This window comes from Nonomuraea sp. K271, assembly GCF_009908215.1.
Classification (GTDB): Bacteria; Actinomycetota; Actinomycetes; order Streptosporangiales; family Streptosporangiaceae; genus Nonomuraea; species Nonomuraea longispora.
Genome location: NZ_JAAAHR010000061.1, coordinates 32,048 through 47,166, shown reverse-complemented (window position 1 = coordinate 47,166; position 15,119 = coordinate 32,048). Strand labels below are relative to the sequence as shown.

The 15,119-nt window shown below is 70.5% G+C and carries 18 protein-coding genes; 13 read left to right on the top strand and 5 right to left on the bottom strand.

Going from position 1 to position 15,119, the window contains the following annotated elements:
- Positions 1 to 326: cupin domain-containing protein (locus tag GUY59_RS21870; RefSeq protein ID WP_161714646.1), on the bottom strand; the 326-nt coding region annotated here is incomplete at its 3' end.
- A 90-nt stretch (positions 327 to 416) separates the two neighbouring features.
- Here GUY59_RS21870 and GUY59_RS21865 point away from each other — a divergent pair.
- Both GUY59_RS21865 and GUY59_RS21860 read left to right on the top strand, forming a co-directional pair.
- Positions 417 to 1,634 carry an erythromycin esterase family protein gene (locus tag GUY59_RS21865; RefSeq protein ID WP_138201748.1) on the top strand — a complete coding sequence of 406 codons (1,218 nt, stop codon included), beginning with the start codon at positions 417 to 419 and terminating at the stop codon, positions 1,632 to 1,634.
- 14 nt (positions 1,635 to 1,648) lie between these two features.
- Positions 1,649 to 2,821 carry an FAD-dependent oxidoreductase gene (locus GUY59_RS21860; protein ID WP_138201749.1) on the top strand — a complete coding sequence of 391 codons (1,173 nt, stop codon included), beginning with the start codon at positions 1,649 to 1,651 and terminating at the stop codon, positions 2,819 to 2,821.
- Between the two features lie 302 nt (positions 2,822 to 3,123).
- Here GUY59_RS21860 and GUY59_RS21855 read toward each other — a convergent pair whose 3' ends face one another.
- Positions 3,124 to 4,020: a hypothetical protein gene (locus tag GUY59_RS21855; RefSeq protein ID WP_138201750.1), complete on the bottom strand. Its 897-nt coding sequence runs from the start codon at positions 4,018 to 4,020 to the stop codon at positions 3,124 to 3,126.
- Between the two features lie 141 nt (positions 4,021 to 4,161).
- On the opposite strand from GUY59_RS21855, the gene GUY59_RS21850 reads away from it, so the two are divergent.
- From GUY59_RS21850 to GUY59_RS21840, 3 genes are read left to right on the top strand one after another with little or no spacing between them, the layout of a single operon-like run.
- Positions 4,162 to 4,674 (top strand): SigE family RNA polymerase sigma factor, encoded by a 513-nt coding sequence (locus GUY59_RS21850; protein ID WP_252374993.1) that lies wholly within the window; start codon positions 4,162 to 4,164, stop codon positions 4,672 to 4,674.
- The gene (locus GUY59_RS21845; protein WP_138201752.1) at positions 4,661 to 5,416 is read left to right on the top strand and encodes a hypothetical protein; all 756 of its coding nucleotides are present in this window, start codon (positions 4,661 to 4,663) and stop codon (positions 5,414 to 5,416) included. The genes GUY59_RS21850 and GUY59_RS21845 overlap by 14 nt, the downstream gene beginning before the upstream one ends.
- A gap of 27 nt (positions 5,417 to 5,443) precedes the next feature.
- A complete protein-coding gene (locus GUY59_RS21840; protein WP_442939002.1) occupies positions 5,444 to 6,244 on the top strand; it encodes an ABC transporter substrate-binding protein in 801 nt (266 codons plus the stop codon).
- 12 nt (positions 6,245 to 6,256) lie between these two features.
- Here GUY59_RS21840 and GUY59_RS21835 read toward each other — a convergent pair whose 3' ends face one another.
- On the bottom strand, positions 6,257 to 6,853 hold the full coding sequence (locus GUY59_RS21835; protein WP_201761172.1) for a CGNR zinc finger domain-containing protein: 597 nt from the start codon (positions 6,851 to 6,853) through the stop codon (positions 6,257 to 6,259).
- A gap of 108 nt (positions 6,854 to 6,961) precedes the next feature.
- Here GUY59_RS21835 and GUY59_RS21830 point away from each other — a divergent pair, with 108 nt between their 5' ends.
- The 5 genes from GUY59_RS21830 to GUY59_RS21810 all read left to right on the top strand — a co-directional run bounded on the left by GUY59_RS21830 (position 6,962) and on the right by GUY59_RS21810 (position 10,490).
- Entirely contained in the window at positions 6,962 to 7,711 is a 750-nt protein-coding gene (locus GUY59_RS21830; protein WP_138201754.1) for a phosphodiesterase, read from the top strand.
- Positions 7,708 to 8,325 (top strand): LysE family translocator, encoded by a 618-nt coding sequence (locus GUY59_RS21825; RefSeq protein WP_138201755.1) that lies wholly within the window; start codon positions 7,708 to 7,710, stop codon positions 8,323 to 8,325. The genes GUY59_RS21830 and GUY59_RS21825 overlap by 4 nt, the downstream gene beginning before the upstream one ends.
- Positions 8,326 to 8,408: 83 nt before the next feature.
- Entirely contained in the window at positions 8,409 to 8,804 is a 396-nt protein-coding gene (locus GUY59_RS21820; protein WP_138201756.1) for a spore-associated protein A, read from the top strand.
- Between the two features lie 233 nt (positions 8,805 to 9,037).
- Positions 9,038 to 9,442: a hypothetical protein gene (locus GUY59_RS21815; protein ID WP_201761171.1), complete on the top strand. Its 405-nt coding sequence runs from the start codon at positions 9,038 to 9,040 to the stop codon at positions 9,440 to 9,442.
- A 226-nt stretch (positions 9,443 to 9,668) separates the two neighbouring features.
- Positions 9,669 to 10,490, top strand: coding sequence for a GON domain-containing protein (locus tag GUY59_RS21810; RefSeq protein WP_201761170.1), 822 nt, complete (start codon positions 9,669 to 9,671; stop codon positions 10,488 to 10,490).
- Positions 10,491 to 10,566: 76 nt separating this feature from the next.
- On the opposite strand, the gene GUY59_RS21805 is transcribed toward GUY59_RS21810, so the two are convergent.
- A complete protein-coding gene (locus GUY59_RS21805) occupies positions 10,567 to 11,193 on the bottom strand; it encodes a TetR/AcrR family transcriptional regulator (RefSeq protein ID WP_138201758.1) in 627 nt (208 codons plus the stop codon).
- Between the two features lie 45 nt (positions 11,194 to 11,238).
- Here GUY59_RS21805 and GUY59_RS21800 point away from each other — a divergent pair, with 45 nt between their 5' ends.
- The 3 genes from GUY59_RS21800 to GUY59_RS21790 all read left to right on the top strand — a co-directional run bounded on the left by GUY59_RS21800 (position 11,239) and on the right by GUY59_RS21790 (position 14,688).
- Positions 11,239 to 12,084, top strand: coding sequence for a CPBP family intramembrane glutamic endopeptidase (locus GUY59_RS21800; RefSeq protein WP_252374994.1), 846 nt, complete (start codon positions 11,239 to 11,241; stop codon positions 12,082 to 12,084).
- An 85-nt stretch (positions 12,085 to 12,169) separates the two neighbouring features.
- Positions 12,170 to 13,033 (top strand): TIGR03560 family F420-dependent LLM class oxidoreductase, encoded by an 864-nt coding sequence (locus GUY59_RS21795; RefSeq protein ID WP_138201759.1) that lies wholly within the window; start codon positions 12,170 to 12,172, stop codon positions 13,031 to 13,033.
- A 203-nt stretch (positions 13,034 to 13,236) separates the two neighbouring features.
- Positions 13,237 to 14,688: an N-acyl-D-amino-acid deacylase family protein gene (locus GUY59_RS21790; RefSeq protein ID WP_252374995.1), complete on the top strand. Its 1,452-nt coding sequence runs from the start codon at positions 13,237 to 13,239 to the stop codon at positions 14,686 to 14,688.
- Between the two features lie 18 nt (positions 14,689 to 14,706).
- On the opposite strand, the gene GUY59_RS21785 is transcribed toward GUY59_RS21790, so the two are convergent.
- The gene (locus GUY59_RS21785) at positions 14,707 to 15,069 is read right to left on the bottom strand and encodes a peptidase inhibitor family I36 protein (protein WP_132330867.1); all 363 of its coding nucleotides are present in this window, start codon (positions 15,067 to 15,069) and stop codon (positions 14,707 to 14,709) included.
- Positions 15,070 to 15,119 lie beyond the last annotated feature (50 nt).

The following is a 15,119-nucleotide window of genomic DNA, read 5'->3' as shown; positions in this document are numbered from 1 at the left end:
CACTCGGGGCGGAGCTCGTAGCCGCCGCACAGGGTGACGGTGGTGGGTGGGGTCGTCGCGGGTTCGTTGCCGGCCGCCGTCGTGGCCGCGCTGTCGGCCAGGGCGTATCCGTCGCCGTGCGGGGAGAACACGACGTCGCCAGGAGCCAGGTGCGTGGGTTCGGCAGCGTTCTCGATCAGCCAGCACGTGCCCTGGAGCACCACCAGGAGGCCGGCCGTTCCCGGCTGGTCGGGGAAGTCCTGGCGCCACGGCGCCCGCCATTCGACCCGCTCCCCGCCGGGGGTGCCCATCCGCACGACGGAGATCACATCGCTGAGAATGTCCATCTCATTCCCTCAGTGCTCTGATACGTCCGCTTATAAAACTGCCACAGCCAAGCATTCATTGTCTCATTTCTCTCTCCTAGCCTCGGTGTCATGGCAAGTACGGGAGAAACGACGGCGACCCGACAATGGGTGGCGGAGCAGGCGCGCGAGCTGACGACCACCGACCCGGCCGAAGGGCTCACCGACCTTTACCCGCTCCGCGACCTGCTGGCCGATGCGGTGATCGTGGGTGTGGGCGAGCCGACCCGCGCGGCGCACGAAGTGGTGACGCAGGGGCACCGGGTGCTCCGCCTCCTCGTCGAAGACCTGGGCTTCCGCGTCATCGCGATCCAGGATGACGAGACAGCGGTCGAGCGGGTGAACGCCTACATCCGCGGCGGTGAGGAAGACGCCCGTGCGGCGCTGTCCGACCTGTGGACCCCATGGCGGACCGAGGAACTGCTCGCCGTCATGGAGTGGGCGCAGGCGTTCAACCGGCGGCATCCGTCAGACCCACTCCGGATGGTCGGGCTGGATCCTCCGTCCGCGCGGGTCGCGGATTACCAGGCCGTCATCGACCACGTGGCCGGCGTACGTGGTGACCGGCTCCACGAGCTGCGCCACCACTACGACACGATCGTGACCGCCCATGAGGTGCCCGAACACGTGCAGCACGCGCGAGGCAGCCATCCAGGACGTCCCTTCGCCGACCACGCACGCGACGCCTACGACCTGGTGGCCGCGCTGCCCGACCCCGGCGCCGCGCTGGAGAAGGCCAGGGTCATCCTCGACTGGCACGCCGGCAGTTTCGCCGGGGGCGGGTTCGACTACGGCGTGACCCGGCGCCGCTCGGTCGCCACGCTGACCGCACTGCTGCGCGACGAGACAGCGAAGATCGCCTACTGGGAGGGCATCTCGTTCACCGCGAACGGGGCCCGCGTCATCCCCGCCGCCCTGCTCGAACCCTTCCAGAGCGTCGGCAACGAACTGCGCGAACGGCTGGGCAGCGGCTACTTCTCCTTGCTGATCGCTTTCGCCCGCGGCGATGTGAGCGGCCTCCATCCGGGTCAGTGGGTTCCCGATCCGATGCCCGGCTCGGCCGACGCCATGCTGGCCGCGGCCGGTCCCGACCGCTACGTGCTCGACCTGCGTGCCCCGCGCCCCGAGCCGGTGAACGACTGGCTTCGCGGCCCGCACAAGCTACGCGTCATCGGTGGAATCTACGACGCCGAGGCCGACCCCGAGCACTACCTGACGACCGGCCGGCTCGACGAATGGTTCGACGCCGTGCTTCAGGTAGGCACCGTCACCCCGACCACCCTGCTGTGAGAAGGGAACACCTCATGCGTACGACCGTGGCCGTCGTCGGCGGCGGATACGGCGGCATCACCGTCGCCAAAGAGCTCGACAGCGTCACCGACGTGGTGCTCATCGAACCCCGGGACACCTTCGTCCACCATGTCGCCGCACTACGCGGCCTCACCGATGCGCAATGGACGGACCGGCTGTTCCTCTCCTATGACCGGCTGCTGGCCCGCGGCACGGTCATCCGGGACAGGGGCGTGCAGGTGGACGAGACGTCCGTCACCTTGAGATCGGGTACGCGGATCGAGGCCGACTACATCGTTCTGGCGACAGGCTCGGCCTACCCCTTCCCGGCCAAGGTCGACGTCGAGGACAGCGCCACCGCCAAGAACAGGTACCACGCCACCCGCAAAGCTCTCGCCCAGGCCGACAGCGTCCTGCTGCTGGGCGCCGGTCCGGTCGGGCTCGAACTGGCCGGGGAGATCAAGACGGCCTGGCCGGACAAGTCGGTCACCATCGTCGATCGGGGACACGAGATCGTCTCCGGCGGCTACTCCGATGAGTTCAGAGCCGAACTGCGCCGTCAACTCGACGCGATGGGCATCCGGGTCATTCTCGGCGCGCACCTGCGCGAGCAGCCTCCATCCGAACCCGGTGAGGCCGGGACGTTCGCCGCGACCCTGCATTCCGGCGAACAGCTCACCGCCGACATCTGGTTCCGCTGCTTCGGCTCCGGCCCGGACACCGGCTACCTGACCGGCGACCTGGCCACGGCGCGGCAGTCCGGAGGCCGGCTCGCGGTGACCGACGATCTGCGCCTGCCCGGCCTGCAACGGGTGTTCGCGCTCGGCGACATCACCGCGATCCAGGAGCCCAAACAGGCCGGAACGGCGATAGGCCACGCGGCGGTGATCGCGGCCAACATCCGCGCCCTTGTCGAGGGCAACGGCGCACTGACCGTCTATCGGCCGGGCCCGCCGGGCATCGTGCTCCCGCTCGGCCCGCACGGCGGCGCGACGTACGCACCCGACTGGCAGGACCACGTGGACCCCGCCACCGAGGCGCACATCAGGCAGCACGCGAAGGAGCGGGGGGACGGCCTGCTCGCTCAGGACATCCTCGACGCCGAGATCACTTCTCAGCTCAAAGGGCAACACCTGAACGTCGACGAGTACGCGCAATTTCTCAATGTGCGTTCGGACGGGAAGTGACACCGGCGGGATCCGGACGCCAGTGGTTCGGCACGTGCGGGTCCTGGTGTCTCCTCCTTCGCGTTCGGCGCGGCAGCGGCTGCGAGCGCCGCCGCGACACGCGAGCCGCCGGCGAGCCGGTTGCGGGAAACCGGGGGAAACGTCGACCTGACTAGACGGAGCCAACCCGGCCATCCGCGAGGCGGCCGAAGCCGTGCTCTGCCCCGAGGAATGAGCACCCCTGGCCGGCTGACAGGCCACCCAAAGAAACAGCGGTGGCCTGTCAGCCGGCCAGCTCTACCTCGTTTCGTGCGCGCTCGCTCTCAGGGCAGGGCTGGGACGGCTGGCTTGGAGTTGGTCCAGCCGACCTCGACCAGCGTCTCGTTGTGCGTTTTCCCCCCGAGTACCTTGCCGTTGTCCGTGACCGTCTGGTCACGTGACAGCAGCACCATCGTGTTGCTGTCGACGATCAGCCTGATCTTGACCGAGCTCGTACCGCTCTTTCCCTTGTGCGTCCGGTCGATCAGGACTGCGGCGCCGGACCTGCCCAGGGTGTCCTTCACGTTGCCGCCGGCGCGGACGCCCGGCATCGTCAGCAGCGCCTGGTAGGCGGCGGCGCGGACCTCCTTCGGAGCGGGTATGGAGTGCAGGATCTCCGGCAGGGAGCTCCGGACCCAGCCGTCGAGGGCGCCCTCCTGCACGCGGCTGATCTTGCCCGCCCTCCCGAGCCAGTCCTTCAGGATGTTCGGGTCGGCGGGCAGGCGCTGGACCTCGTCGTACGTCAGCCGCTGCCCCGCGAGCCGGAACGAGTTCTCATCCCGTACGGGGGCCACCCTGCCCTTGGCCGGTTCGATGGACAACTTCACGGTCTTGCCGTCGATCGACTCGCTCCACTTGGAGGGGGAGCCGTCACGCCGCCACGCCTTCTTGGCCGCCGCGCTCTTCGGCAGCGTCCCGAGCTCGCGGAACCCGAACCACGCCCGGCCGTCAGGCGCGCGCCAGTTTTCCGAGATCCGCCGCTGGACCAGCGAGTAGGGGTCCGTCTTGGAGCCGAACCGCCAAGGGTGGGTGGTCGTCATCAGCGCCCGGGAATGCCAGTAGGCACCCTCGGGCGGAGCCGCCGCGGCCGCCGCCGGCGCGCCCATGAGGGCGGTGGCGCCCACGGCCAGGCCGATGCCCAGGGAACTCAGCCGCCTGATCGGTGCGGTCGCGAACTTCATAGGGTTCCTCCGTGGATTCGATGTGACGACCAGCAATACGCCTGGGGCACCCGAATGGTTGCCCGTGGACCTTTCCTCGCCGGTGGGCAACGCTTCGGACGGCCGGGGCGTATTAGGAGGCGTGACATTGGACAGACAGCCGTGAGCGGAGTGGAGCATGACTTCGGCGCTTTCGTGGCCGCGCGTGCCACGAGCCTGCTGCGGGTCGCCTATCTCGCCTGCGGTGACGAGACAGAGGCCGAAGACCTGCTGCAGACAGCCCTGGAACGTACGTACAGGAAGTGGGACCGGGTGCTCCATGACAGCCCCGAGCCCTACGTGCGCCGCGTCATCATCAACACCGCCATCAGCCGCGCCCGTCGCCGGGCGATCCTCACCATCATCCCGACGCACAGCCCGCCGGAGAGATCGGCCCGCTCGGCCGACGTCGACCTGCGCCATGTGCTCATGGAGGCGCTGCGCGCCCTGCCGCCCCGGCAGCGCGCGGTGGTCGTCCTGCGGTACTGGGAGGACCTCAGCGAGACGCAGACCGCTGAACTCCTCGGGTGCTCGGTCGGCACCGTCAAGAGCCAGGCGTCGAAGGCCATGGCCAAGCTCCGCGCGGCGCTCGGCCGGGAACCAGTGGAAGGAGCGATCAGGAATGCCCACGCTTGAGGAGGAGATCCGTCAGCTCATGGCGGACGAGACCGGGAGGCTGCAGGCCGCGCCCGACCTGGCTGAGCGGGTCATGCGCTTCTCCCACGGTAAGCGGAAGAGAGTCAGGGCGGCGGCGCTGGCCGCGTCGGTCGCCGTCATCGCCGCCGCGCCCATCGGGTACGTGACCGTCGGCTCGGTGGCCACGACCGGGCCGGAGCCCGCGATCTCCGCGGTGCCGGAGCCCACGACCTCCGCGACGCCGGAGCCGCCCGCCATCGACGACACCCCGCCGGTCCCCTCTCCGACGCCGGACCTCGGAGACCTGGGCGACGGGAAGGAGTTCGGGCATGTCAAGGTGGGCTATCTGCCCGAGGGGCTGAGATGGTCGAACAGGTCACTGGACTTCGGCGACCGTTACACGACCTCGTACAACCTCGACGGCGACAAGAACGGCTCCTACTGCGTGCAGATCTATATGCACGAGGACGCGGCCGTGCAGGAGATCGAGGACCGGATCCAGGCACATCGCGACGAGGGCGACGGTGAGGAGATCACTGTCGGCGACCGCACCGGCTATCTGGTCATCCAGAACGTGGGTGAGGACGGCATGAAGGGCACCCCCACACTCTTCCTCAGGATGGGTGACCGGCAGCGCGCGGAGATCATGTTCAGTCCCGTGTACGTCAAGGAGTTCTCCGGCGCCGAGGCCGTCGGCGCCGAGCTGAAAAGGATCGCGGAGGGGCTCACCTCGACCCTCTGACCCGGCAGTCCAAGGAGAGGCCAACGCGTGCGTACACCATCATCGTCACCCGAAGCGGCGCCGACCGACCCGGTCCGGATCGGCGCGCTCGTTCCGTTGAGCCGGCCCGGGTGGGTCGAGGCGGGCCGGCACCTGCTCGCCGGACTCGAACTGGCCGTCCGCGAGGTCAATGACGAGGGCGGATCGTCGGAAGACCACTCGAGCTGGTGGTCCGCGACACCGCCGCTGATCCGCGGCAGGCCGCGGCGGCCGTCGGGGAACTTGCCCGCCTGGGCGTGGCCGCCCTGGCGGGGGAGTATCACAGCGTCGTCGCTCGCGAAGCCGCCGCCAGGGCCGACGCCCTCGGCCTGCCGTACCTCTGCTCGTCAGCGGTTCTCGACGCGCTCACCGTGCAGCCTGGCCGAGGTCACGATCGGCGCTCCGGCCGGGCAGCCGGAGTTCGCCGGATGGGCGCGGTCGCTGGGCGACGACGGCGCCGCGATCCCGTTCCTGCGCTACCTGCCCGAACGTCTCAACCCACTCGGTGCGCGCGTCGAGACGGCTCTGCGCGAGCGGCTGGGCGAGGCGCCGTCGTTCGTCGCCTTCGAGGGTTACGACACGGTGGCCGTTCTCGCCGATGTGCTGCGTACTGCCGGTACGGACCGGCCGCGCATTGCCGCGTCCTGGCCGCGTGTCGCGGTCGAAGGCACCCGGGGACGGATCGGCTTCTCGCGGGTGCCCGGCATCGGCGTCCGGCAATGGGCATGGCCGCCGATCCAGGTCGTCGACCGGGATCCGGCCGCGCCCGAGCGTTTCCGGATCCTCCACACCGACGGCGCCCAGCCGTGAGCGCACCGGGAGTCAGGCATCCGGGGCGGGCGTGGCGTTGTGGCGCTGGTAGTGGCGGGCCGCACGGGCGCGGTTGCCGCATGACGGCTTGCACCACTCCTGCCGCCCGTGGCTCTTGACGAAATAGCGTACGCAGCGTGGCGCGTTGCAGGCTCGCAGTCGCTCACGTTGCGGGCCGCTCAGGAAGTCGATGGCGGCACGGGCCAGGGCCGCGATCAGCCGTACGTTGGCGTCGGCTTCGGCCGACAGCACGCCGGTACGGGGTGCCGCGCCCGCGGGCCAGTCCAGTTGCGGGGCGATCCTCTCGCGGGCGGCCGTCCCGTTGAGGTGGGCCAGCGCCTGCTCGACCGGCATCAGCCGGTGGGCGTCGGCCCGGCTCGGCGGCGCGGGGCTGACCGCGTGCGCGAACAGCGCTCGTACGGCCCGCCGCAGCTCGACGATCTCGCCCGTGAGCCTGTCGTCCACCGTGAGCCCCGCGACGTCGACGAGCCCGGTCAGCGGCTCGGCCTGCTGGTGGATCCAGCGGGCCGTGCTCCGCGGCGTGGCCAGGTCATCGGCGACGCCGCCGTCGCCGTCATGGCGGATCGTGCCCGCCAGTGCCAGGGCCAAGGCCGGCCAGCGCTCCACTCCAACCCTCCCGCTTGCCTGTCTGCTCCCTCGTACTCTACCGTCTCTAACGGATAAAGACTTTTATCCGTTAGAGGATGGGACGACACGATGACGTTGTTGCTGGCTCAGATCAGCGACCTGCACCTCGACGGCACCGACAGAGCGCTCCGTCGCGCCACCCGGGTCATGGACCACCTGCGAGCCCTTCCCCGCCCGGTCGACGCCGTGCTGGTCACCGGCGACATCGCCGATCACGGCGAGGAAGCGGAGTACGAGCAGGCCGCCCAGGTTCTCGCCGCACCCTTCCCCGTGCTCACCTGCCCGGGCAACCACGACGCCCGCCCGGCCTACCGCAAGGCGATGTTGCGGCAACCGCCCGGCTCCGGGCCGATCAACGAGGTGCACCACATCGGCGGCGCCGCCATCCTGATGTGCGACTCCACCATCCCCGGCCGCGACGAGGGCCGCCTCGACGCCGAAACCCTCACCTGGACGCACGCCACGCTCGACGGGCTCGCCCCCGGCACGCCCGCGCTGATCGCCTTCCACCAGCCGCCCGTCGCGCTCCATCACCCGCTGCCCGACTCCCAGCGGCTGGAGGGAACCGGCGACCTGGCGGAGCTGCTCGACGCCCATCCGCAGGTCGTCGCCGTGCTCACCGGCCACACCCACACCGCTGCCGTCTCCACCTTCGGCGGCCGCCCGCTGATCGTGGCCCCGGCCGTCACCTGGACCCTGCGCCTGCCGTGGGAGGGCGACCAGCCCGCCGACCTTGAGCAACCGCCCGCCCTGGCCTTTCACGTCCTGGACGACGACCGGCGCCTGACCACCCATTACCGGGTCGTGCCGGAGGCGTGATCCACCCGTACGCGGTCGCCGGGTTCCTCCTCGCGATCCTGCCCGTCATCGCCACCCCGGGCGCGAGCCTGACCTTGCTGATCCGGCACGTCACTGCCGGCGGCCGCCGCCAGGCCCTCCCCGTTGTCCTCGGTACGGTCGCCGGCCTGTACGCCCACGCGACGCTGGCCGCCGCCGGTCTGTCGGCGCTGGTCATGCACTCCAGCCAGGCCTTCACCGCCGTCAAGCTCCTCGGCGCCGCCTACCTGGTCGGCCTGGGCGTGTGGACCTGGCGCTCCACGACCCTGCCCCCGCCTTCCCCGCCGGCGGATCGGCGGGTACGGGGCGGCTCCGTCTTCACCCAGGCCCTGCTCGCGAACGTGCTCAACCCCAAGGCGGCCTCGATCTACCTGACCCTGGTCCCGCAGTTCCTCGTGGCCGGCCGTCATCTCGGCGGGCAGATCCTCACCCTGGCCACCGCCCAGGCACTGCTGGTGGCGGTGTGGCTGCTGACCTGGACGGCCCTCGTTCGCCGGGGGGCGCACATCCTGCACAAGACCCGGTTCAAGCGCGCGGTCGGGAAGGTGACGGCGGTGGTGCTCGTCGCCCTCGGCCTCCGGGCCGCCACGACGTAGGCGGGGGCACGCCGTGTGTGGGGACGATGGCGGATCGGTTTATGTCGGTATAGTCCCTTCGGAAGTCATGTTAAGGAGGATAAGTGAAGCAAGGTATGTGGCGAATGGTGCTCGGCCTTGGTGGCTCCTTGCTGCTGGGAGCGGGGCTCATGGTCGGCACCGCGGCCCCTGCCACGGCAGCCGGGTGTTCGGGCACTCATCTTGACAACTGGTCGATCACGGGCGGCTACATCGCCGTCTACTACAACTCGTCCACCGGCAAGAACTGTGCGATGACGTACACGAACAAGCCGGGCACGAAGCAGTACATCAGGGTGGACATCTCCGCCAGCGGAGGGGGCAGTCAGACGGACAGAGGCTCTTACACGACGTACGCCGGTCCGGTGAGCGTCTCCGCCAAGGGCAAGTGCATCAGCTTCGCGGGGCAGGTCGGCAGCGGCAGGCCGCTCGAAGGCGTGACCGACGTCTATTGCGACTGACCGCGGACGCCTCTGAGCGGCCGGTGAAGAGCAGGAGGGCTTCAGGGCACCTCTGAAGACCGTCGCGATGGGGATCCGCGCGTTGGAGCGCCCCGCGGAGCGGATGCGTCAGCGCCGTGCCGGGATCGTGCGCGTACGGCCGGTGGTGATGGCGACGGCGGAGGCGGCGGCGTACAGGATCGCGGTCCATGCCGGCGTCGCCTCCGTCGAGGTGTGGTCGGCGGGACGGCCTGGTGGAGGCCATGTTGCGGGCGCGCAGCGAGCGGGTGGCTGGCTGGCTGGCCGACGCCGCGGCCGCCGCGGGCGACGACCCCGCCGACCAGCTCACCGCGGTGTTCGACGCCCTCCAGGGGTGGTACGACGACCCGGTCTTCCGGGGGTGCGCGATGCTCAACGCCGCCGCGCAACACCACGTCGACGCCGTACGCGCGATCACGGCCCGCCATCTGGGGCGGCACCTGGAGCTGCTGACCGGCATCGCCGCCCGCGCCGGAGCCGCCGACCCGCCCGCTCCGGGCCGCCAACTGGTCCTGCTGGTCGAGGGGGCGACCGTCGTGGCCGCGCATCACGATGCGGTGGGCGCGGGCGAGGCCGCCGAACAGGCCGCGCTCGTCCTGTTGTCCGCCCACCGGGCTTGAGCCGCGCGAAATCAGTTTCTCTCCGGGCTCGCAATCACATTCTTGCGGAGCGCCGGTTTTCACCGCGGTGGGGCCTAAAATGGTTTTGACCATTGATTGTCCCACGCGCGCCCAGCCGCGCCGTCCGGGCCATGACGTGTTTGTTAATCTCCCCAACGCAAACGGTCCCGTTCGCAGCTGGAGGGGAAAACTCATGGCTCGACAGCACGTCCGAATATCGGCATTTATGGCGGTAATGGCCGCCGCCCTGCCGGTGGCGGCCCAGGTGCCGGCGCACGCCGCGGCCCTGCCCGTCTTCAGCACATGCCAGGACGTCCGGCGGACGATTCCGCTCGCCAGGGACGGCACGTATCTGCTCATCAACAACGGAAACGTGTTCACGGCGTACTGCCATAACATGGCCACCACGCCTGCCGAATTCATCACGCTCGCCAGGACGGGCCAGGACGTCAATTTCTCGCAGTACACCGCCGGCGGAGCCTCGCCTGGCACGAACGTCAGGACGACCTTCACCCGGCTGCGCGTCGACCCCCGCACCATGACCGTGGACATCGGCGATCTGACCTTCGCGTCGTCCACCGGTTCGCTGCGGCACGCCTCGACGACCGTGACGAGCATGCCGTACGGCGCCGCGATGGCGTGCACCGGCAGGGCCGACGGCCGGGGGAACATCGATCTGCGTGACACGCCGTTCCGCGTGAGCGACACCTTCGTCACGGGCGGCAACGCCCCCGCCGGGTCGGCGAGCGTGAGCGCGCGCAACCAGGTGGTCGCCCTGCAAGGCGGCGGCTACTGCGGCTGGATCACGTCGGCCCCGGCGATGTACAACCCCTTCAACCCGCAGGCGGGCACGCCTCACCTCGAGCTGAGGTGCTCACGCAACCGCACGTCCTTCACGCGCGACCAGATCTGTTTGCGCCTGAACGACGGCGCTCCCGTCACCACGCAGGTGCGGCGGCAGGGCAGCCAGGGCAGGGTCATCGTGCAGTACGGCGACCAGGCGGTGGCGGTGCTGGGCCCCGATGGGCAGGTCCGTTCGCTGGGCTGACCCGTCCCGGCTCGCGCATCCGGCAGGCCCGGTTCCCGGTCGAGGGAGCCGGGCCCCTCTGCCTGCGGAGACGTGGTCACGCCGGCGTCGGCGTCCCGGTCAGCAGGCGCAGCTCGTCGTGGAGCATCCTGCGTACAGACTGCGGCGTGAACCTGTCCGGGTATGTCGCCGCGTGCAGGGTCAGGCCGTCGATGAACACGTGGAGCCGCCCGGCCTGTCTCTCCAGATCTGCCCGTGCGAGCTCCTGGCCAGGCCGGTCGGGCAGCGGCAGGCCGTGGCAGGAGGCGATCGCGAGGCGGCAGATGTGGCGCTCGCCGACCCAGCCCGTGTGGCGCAGCCGCGCCAGCGACTCGTCCACGTGGGAGCGCAGCAGACAGGCCAGCCAGACGTCGACCTCCACCCGCCGCTCGTCGTCGAGGGGGAGCAGCTCTTCGAGCATGAGCCGGGCGCGGCGCTCGCCGGGCATGTCCGCGTGGTAGCGCGCGGTGATGCGCCGGGTGACGCTTCTGGCGACCGCCTCCGCCGCGAAGAGCAGCAGGCCGCGCTGGGAGTCGAAGTAGTGGCGCAGGCCGCCGACCGAGATGCCCGCCGCCTCGGCGACCTTGCGTACGGTGGCCCCTTCGATGCCCTCGCTGCTGACGACCTGCCACACGACGCGGACGATCTCCTCGCGCCGCTGCTCGTGGTCAACGATCTTCGGCATGCTCCCATTACAGCACAGTCGTACGGTTTCCTATACAGTACAAGCGTGCGAAATAACATCAACTATGCCGTCCTGGGCGGTGGCCTGGCCCTGATCGCCGGATCGGCGCTGTGGCTGGTGCTGACCGGAGCCGCCGACATCCGCTATTCCGCCGACCACGTCGACACCGTGCCCATGTGGCACCGCTGGATCCCGGTGCTGGCCGGGCTGGCTCTCGTACGGCTGGTGCCGCCCAGGAAGGAGCCCCCGGGTGGGGTGACGGGAGGGCGTGGCGTCCGGGTTCAGGCGGTCGTGCTGCTGATGGCGGCGCTGGTCTTCGCCGTGGCGTTGCGGTGGTCGGGCGGCGGCGAACCCGCGCACACGGTGCTCAAGCTCGCACTGTTGGCGGCCGTGCCCGCGGCGCTCTTCTGGTGGTCAAGGCGGGACCCCGTCACCCTCGTACGCGAGCCGTTGACGGCCTGGCGCCGCTACGGCCCCGCGGCGCCGGTGGCCGCCTGGCTCGTCCTCTCCTACGCGGGCCCGCTGGCCCCGCCGACCAGCGACTTCGCGGCGACCGTCGACACCCTCACCCTGGTGGTCACCGTGGTTGTGGTGTTCGTCGTCAACGCCCTGCTCGAAGAGTTCTTCTACCGGCGTTGGCTGCAGACCCGATGGGAACACCTGCTCGGCCCCTGGCCCGCCATCGTCCTGTCCTCGCTGCTCTGGGCGTCCTGGCACATCGGCATCCAGGGCACGGGCGACCTTCCCCGCGACCTGGCCTCCGCGTTCGTCAACCAAGGGGTGCAGGGGTTGTTCCTCGGTTACCTGTGGAGCCGGTACCGCCTGATGTGGCCCCTCCTGGTCGTCCACGGCGCGGTGAACGCCGCTCCTATCCTGCTGGGAATGGTGTGAGATAATTGACCTCCACGGAGCCCTCTCTGCCTCGGACCGCATCCAGGCGAGAGGGTTTTTTCATGCCCCGATCAAGGAGTGATTCATGGACCTCGGCCTGACCTGCCCTCGTTTCACCTGGCCCGGCGGCGACGCCGCCATCGCCTCCAGGTTCGCCGCCGCGGCCCGGGGCGCCGACCACGCCGGGTTGCGCAGCTTCTGGGTGATGGACCACCTCTTCCAGATCCCCAACTTCGGGGCGGTGGAGGACCCGATGCTGGAGGCGTACGGCGCGCTGTCCTACGCCGCCGCCCTCACCGACCGGGTGAGCCTCGGCGCACTCGTGACCTGCCCCGTCCACCGCGAGCCCGGCCTGCTGGTGAAGCAGGTCAGCACCCTCGACGCGCTGTCCGGCGGGCGGGCGGTGCTCGGCATCGGCGCCGGCTGGTACGAGCCCGAGTCACGCGGGCTCGGCCTGCCGTTCCCGCCGCGCGCGGAGCGGTTCGAGCGGCTGGAGGAGACGCTCCGGATCGTCCGGCAGATGGGCAGCGACACGGACGAGCCGTACGAGGGCCGCCACTACCGGCTGGGACGCACGCTCAACGCGCCCCAGGCGAACCCGCCTGTCCTCATCGGCGGCAGCGGGGAGAAGAAGACCCTCAGGCTCGTCGCCGAGTACGCCGACATGTGCAACCTTATGTACGGCGCCGACGTACGGCACAAGCTGGGCGTGCTGCGGACCCACTGCGAGCGACTGGGACGGCCCTACGAGAACATCGAGAAGACCCTCCACATGCGCATTCCCGACGGCCAGAGCGTCGAGGAAAGTATCCAGCGCTGCGGTGAGCTCGCCGGGCTGGGCATCGACCACGTCATCGTGGTCGTGCCGGACGCGGCCGACGACCGGTGGCTGGCGCACCTGGCCGAACTGGCCGCGAAGATCGCCGGCATCACCCCGACGGGGCGCTGAGCGTACGGACGGAAAGGGCCCTTCGTCGTATCGCACCAACCCGAGTCGGCTTATTCAGTGGCTGAAGACAAGATTTGCTGATCTGTGGAGTGTTGGGTGGCTTCATGGTCGATCTCATCCTTCGTGGCGGAACGGTGTACGACGGTCTCGGATCTCCGGCTTATGTGGGTGATGTCGCCGTTGCGGATGGGCGGGTCGTCGCCGTGGACCGGCGGACCCGCGCGCGGCGGGAGATCGACGTCGCGGGGCTGGCCGTGGCGCCCGGGTTCGTGGATGCGCACGCGCACTCCGACCTGGTGCCCCTGATGGCGGAGCCGCAGCCGTTCAAACTGCTCCAGGGCGTCACCACCGAGATCAACGGCAACTGCGGCTTCTCCTACGCGCCCGGCGCCTCCGCGCTGGAGGAGCTGACGGGCGAGAACGTGCCCGACTGGACGTTCGCCGGATATCTGGAGGCTGTCGCGGCGGCCGGGCCGACCAACCACGTGGCCACGCTCGTCGGCCACTCGACCCTGCGCGCGGCCGTGGCCGGGTTCGCCGAGACGCTGCGCGAGGGCGACCTCGACCGGATGCGCGGCCTCGCCGCGGCGGCCTTCGACGCGGGCGCGTGCGGGCTGTCCAGCGGGCTGATCTACCCGCCGGGCAGCTACGCCGGCACCGGAGAACTGGTGACGCTGGCCGAGGTCGCGCACGGGTACGGGGTGCCGTACACGACCCACATGCGCGACGAGGGCGCCGGGCTCGCCGCCGCGCTGGACGAGGCCGTCGAGATCGCCCGGCGGGCCCGCGTACGGCTGCAGGTGTCGCACTGCAAGGTCGCCGGCCGCCGCAACCACGGCCAGGCCGGGATGTTGCTCGGCAAACTGCGCGCGGCCCGCGTCGCCGGGGTGGACGCGCGGGGCGACCAGTATCCCTACCTGGCGGGCGCCACCATGCTCGCCGCGCTGCTGCCGCCGTCGGCGCTGGCCGGCGGGCGGGTGCGGGAGGTGCTCACGCAGGCGGGCGAGCGTTCCCGGCTGCGCGCCGTGGCCGGGTCCGGCGGGACGGGCGCGGGGCTGTGGCAGGACAGCACCCCGGATGGTGTCCTGATCACCGCGCACGCCGAGCCGTCGTTCGCGGGCCGTACGCTGGCCGACGTCACCGCCGACCCGGGGGCGCGCGCCCTGGTGGCGGTCACGGAGGAGGACCCGTGGGAGGTCGCGTGCGCGCTGATCGCCGCCGACCCCGCCGCCACGATGGTGGTCTCCATGATGGCCGAGGACGACATGACCGAGATCATGGCCGATCCGCTCGTCGGCGTCGGCTCCGACAACGGGGCGCCCGTCGGCCTGGAACACCCCCGCACATGGGGCTGCTTCCCCCGTTTCCTCGGTACGTACGTGCGCGAGCGCGGGGTCGTCTCCTTGGAGGAGGCGGTGCGCAAGATGACCTCGGCCACGGCCGACCAGTTCGCCCTGCGCGGGCGGGGCTGGCTCGGCCCCGGCGCCTGGGCCGACATCTGCGTCTTCGACCCCGGCGCCGTCGGCCACTCCGGCACCTACACCGCCCCCTCCGCCCGCCCGTCCGGCATCGTCCACGTCCTGCTGGAGGGGCACGTCGTGGTGGAGTCGGGGGAGTTCACGGGCGAGCGCAGAGGCCGTGTCCTGCGTCCTTGACCCCGGCGGGCGGCCGGGTCAGCAGCGGGGCGCCACCGCGTCGATGCGGCCGCCGAAGTCGTTGTCGTAGACCCTGCGGTAGTCGCCGTTCCTGACGACGCGCGTCTCCTTCCTGGTGGGCACCTGGATCCAGTTGATGAAGCAGCCGGAGGCGTGGGCCTGGAACGACCCGACGTTGTCGTGCAGGGCCGGCGGCACGTCGACGTAGCCGTTGCCCGGGTTCCAGCACCAGGACGCGCCCGTGTAGTTCCTGCCGCTCCACAGGCAGATGTCACCCGCCCGGGACGATCCGGGCGCCGCCGCGGCCGGGCCGGCGCCCGCGACCAGGACGAGGCCGATGGCGGTGGTGAGAGTGGCGATCCGCGTGCGGGTGGTCTTCATGCGGTTCTCCTCGTGTCGGTGCTGCCGCGGGCTGCTGCCCGGCGGCTCGG

Coding starts and splice junctions, on each gene's coding strand:
- GUY59_RS21865 (WP_138201748.1), top strand. CDS start 417: ATGGCAAGTACGGGAGAAACGACGGCGACCCGACAATGGGTGGCGGAG.
- GUY59_RS21860 (WP_138201749.1), top strand. CDS start 1,649: ATGCGTACGACCGTGGCCGTCGTCGGCGGCGGATACGGCGGCATCACC.
- GUY59_RS21855 (WP_138201750.1), bottom strand. CDS start 4,020: ATGAAGTTCGCGACCGCACCGATCAGGCGGCTGAGTTCCCTGGGCATC.
- GUY59_RS21845 (WP_138201752.1), top strand. CDS start 4,661: ATGCCCACGCTTGAGGAGGAGATCCGTCAGCTCATGGCGGACGAGACC.
- GUY59_RS21830 (WP_138201754.1), top strand. CDS start 6,962: ATGACGTTGTTGCTGGCTCAGATCAGCGACCTGCACCTCGACGGCACC.
- GUY59_RS21810 (WP_201761170.1), top strand. CDS start 9,669: ATGGCGGTAATGGCCGCCGCCCTGCCGGTGGCGGCCCAGGTGCCGGCG.
- GUY59_RS21805 (WP_138201758.1), bottom strand. CDS start 11,193: ATGCCGAAGATCGTTGACCACGAGCAGCGGCGCGAGGAGATCGTCCGC.
- GUY59_RS21795 (WP_138201759.1), top strand. CDS start 12,170: ATGGACCTCGGCCTGACCTGCCCTCGTTTCACCTGGCCCGGCGGCGAC.
- GUY59_RS21785 (WP_132330867.1), bottom strand. CDS start 15,069: ATGAAGACCACCCGCACGCGGATCGCCACTCTCACCACCGCCATCGGC.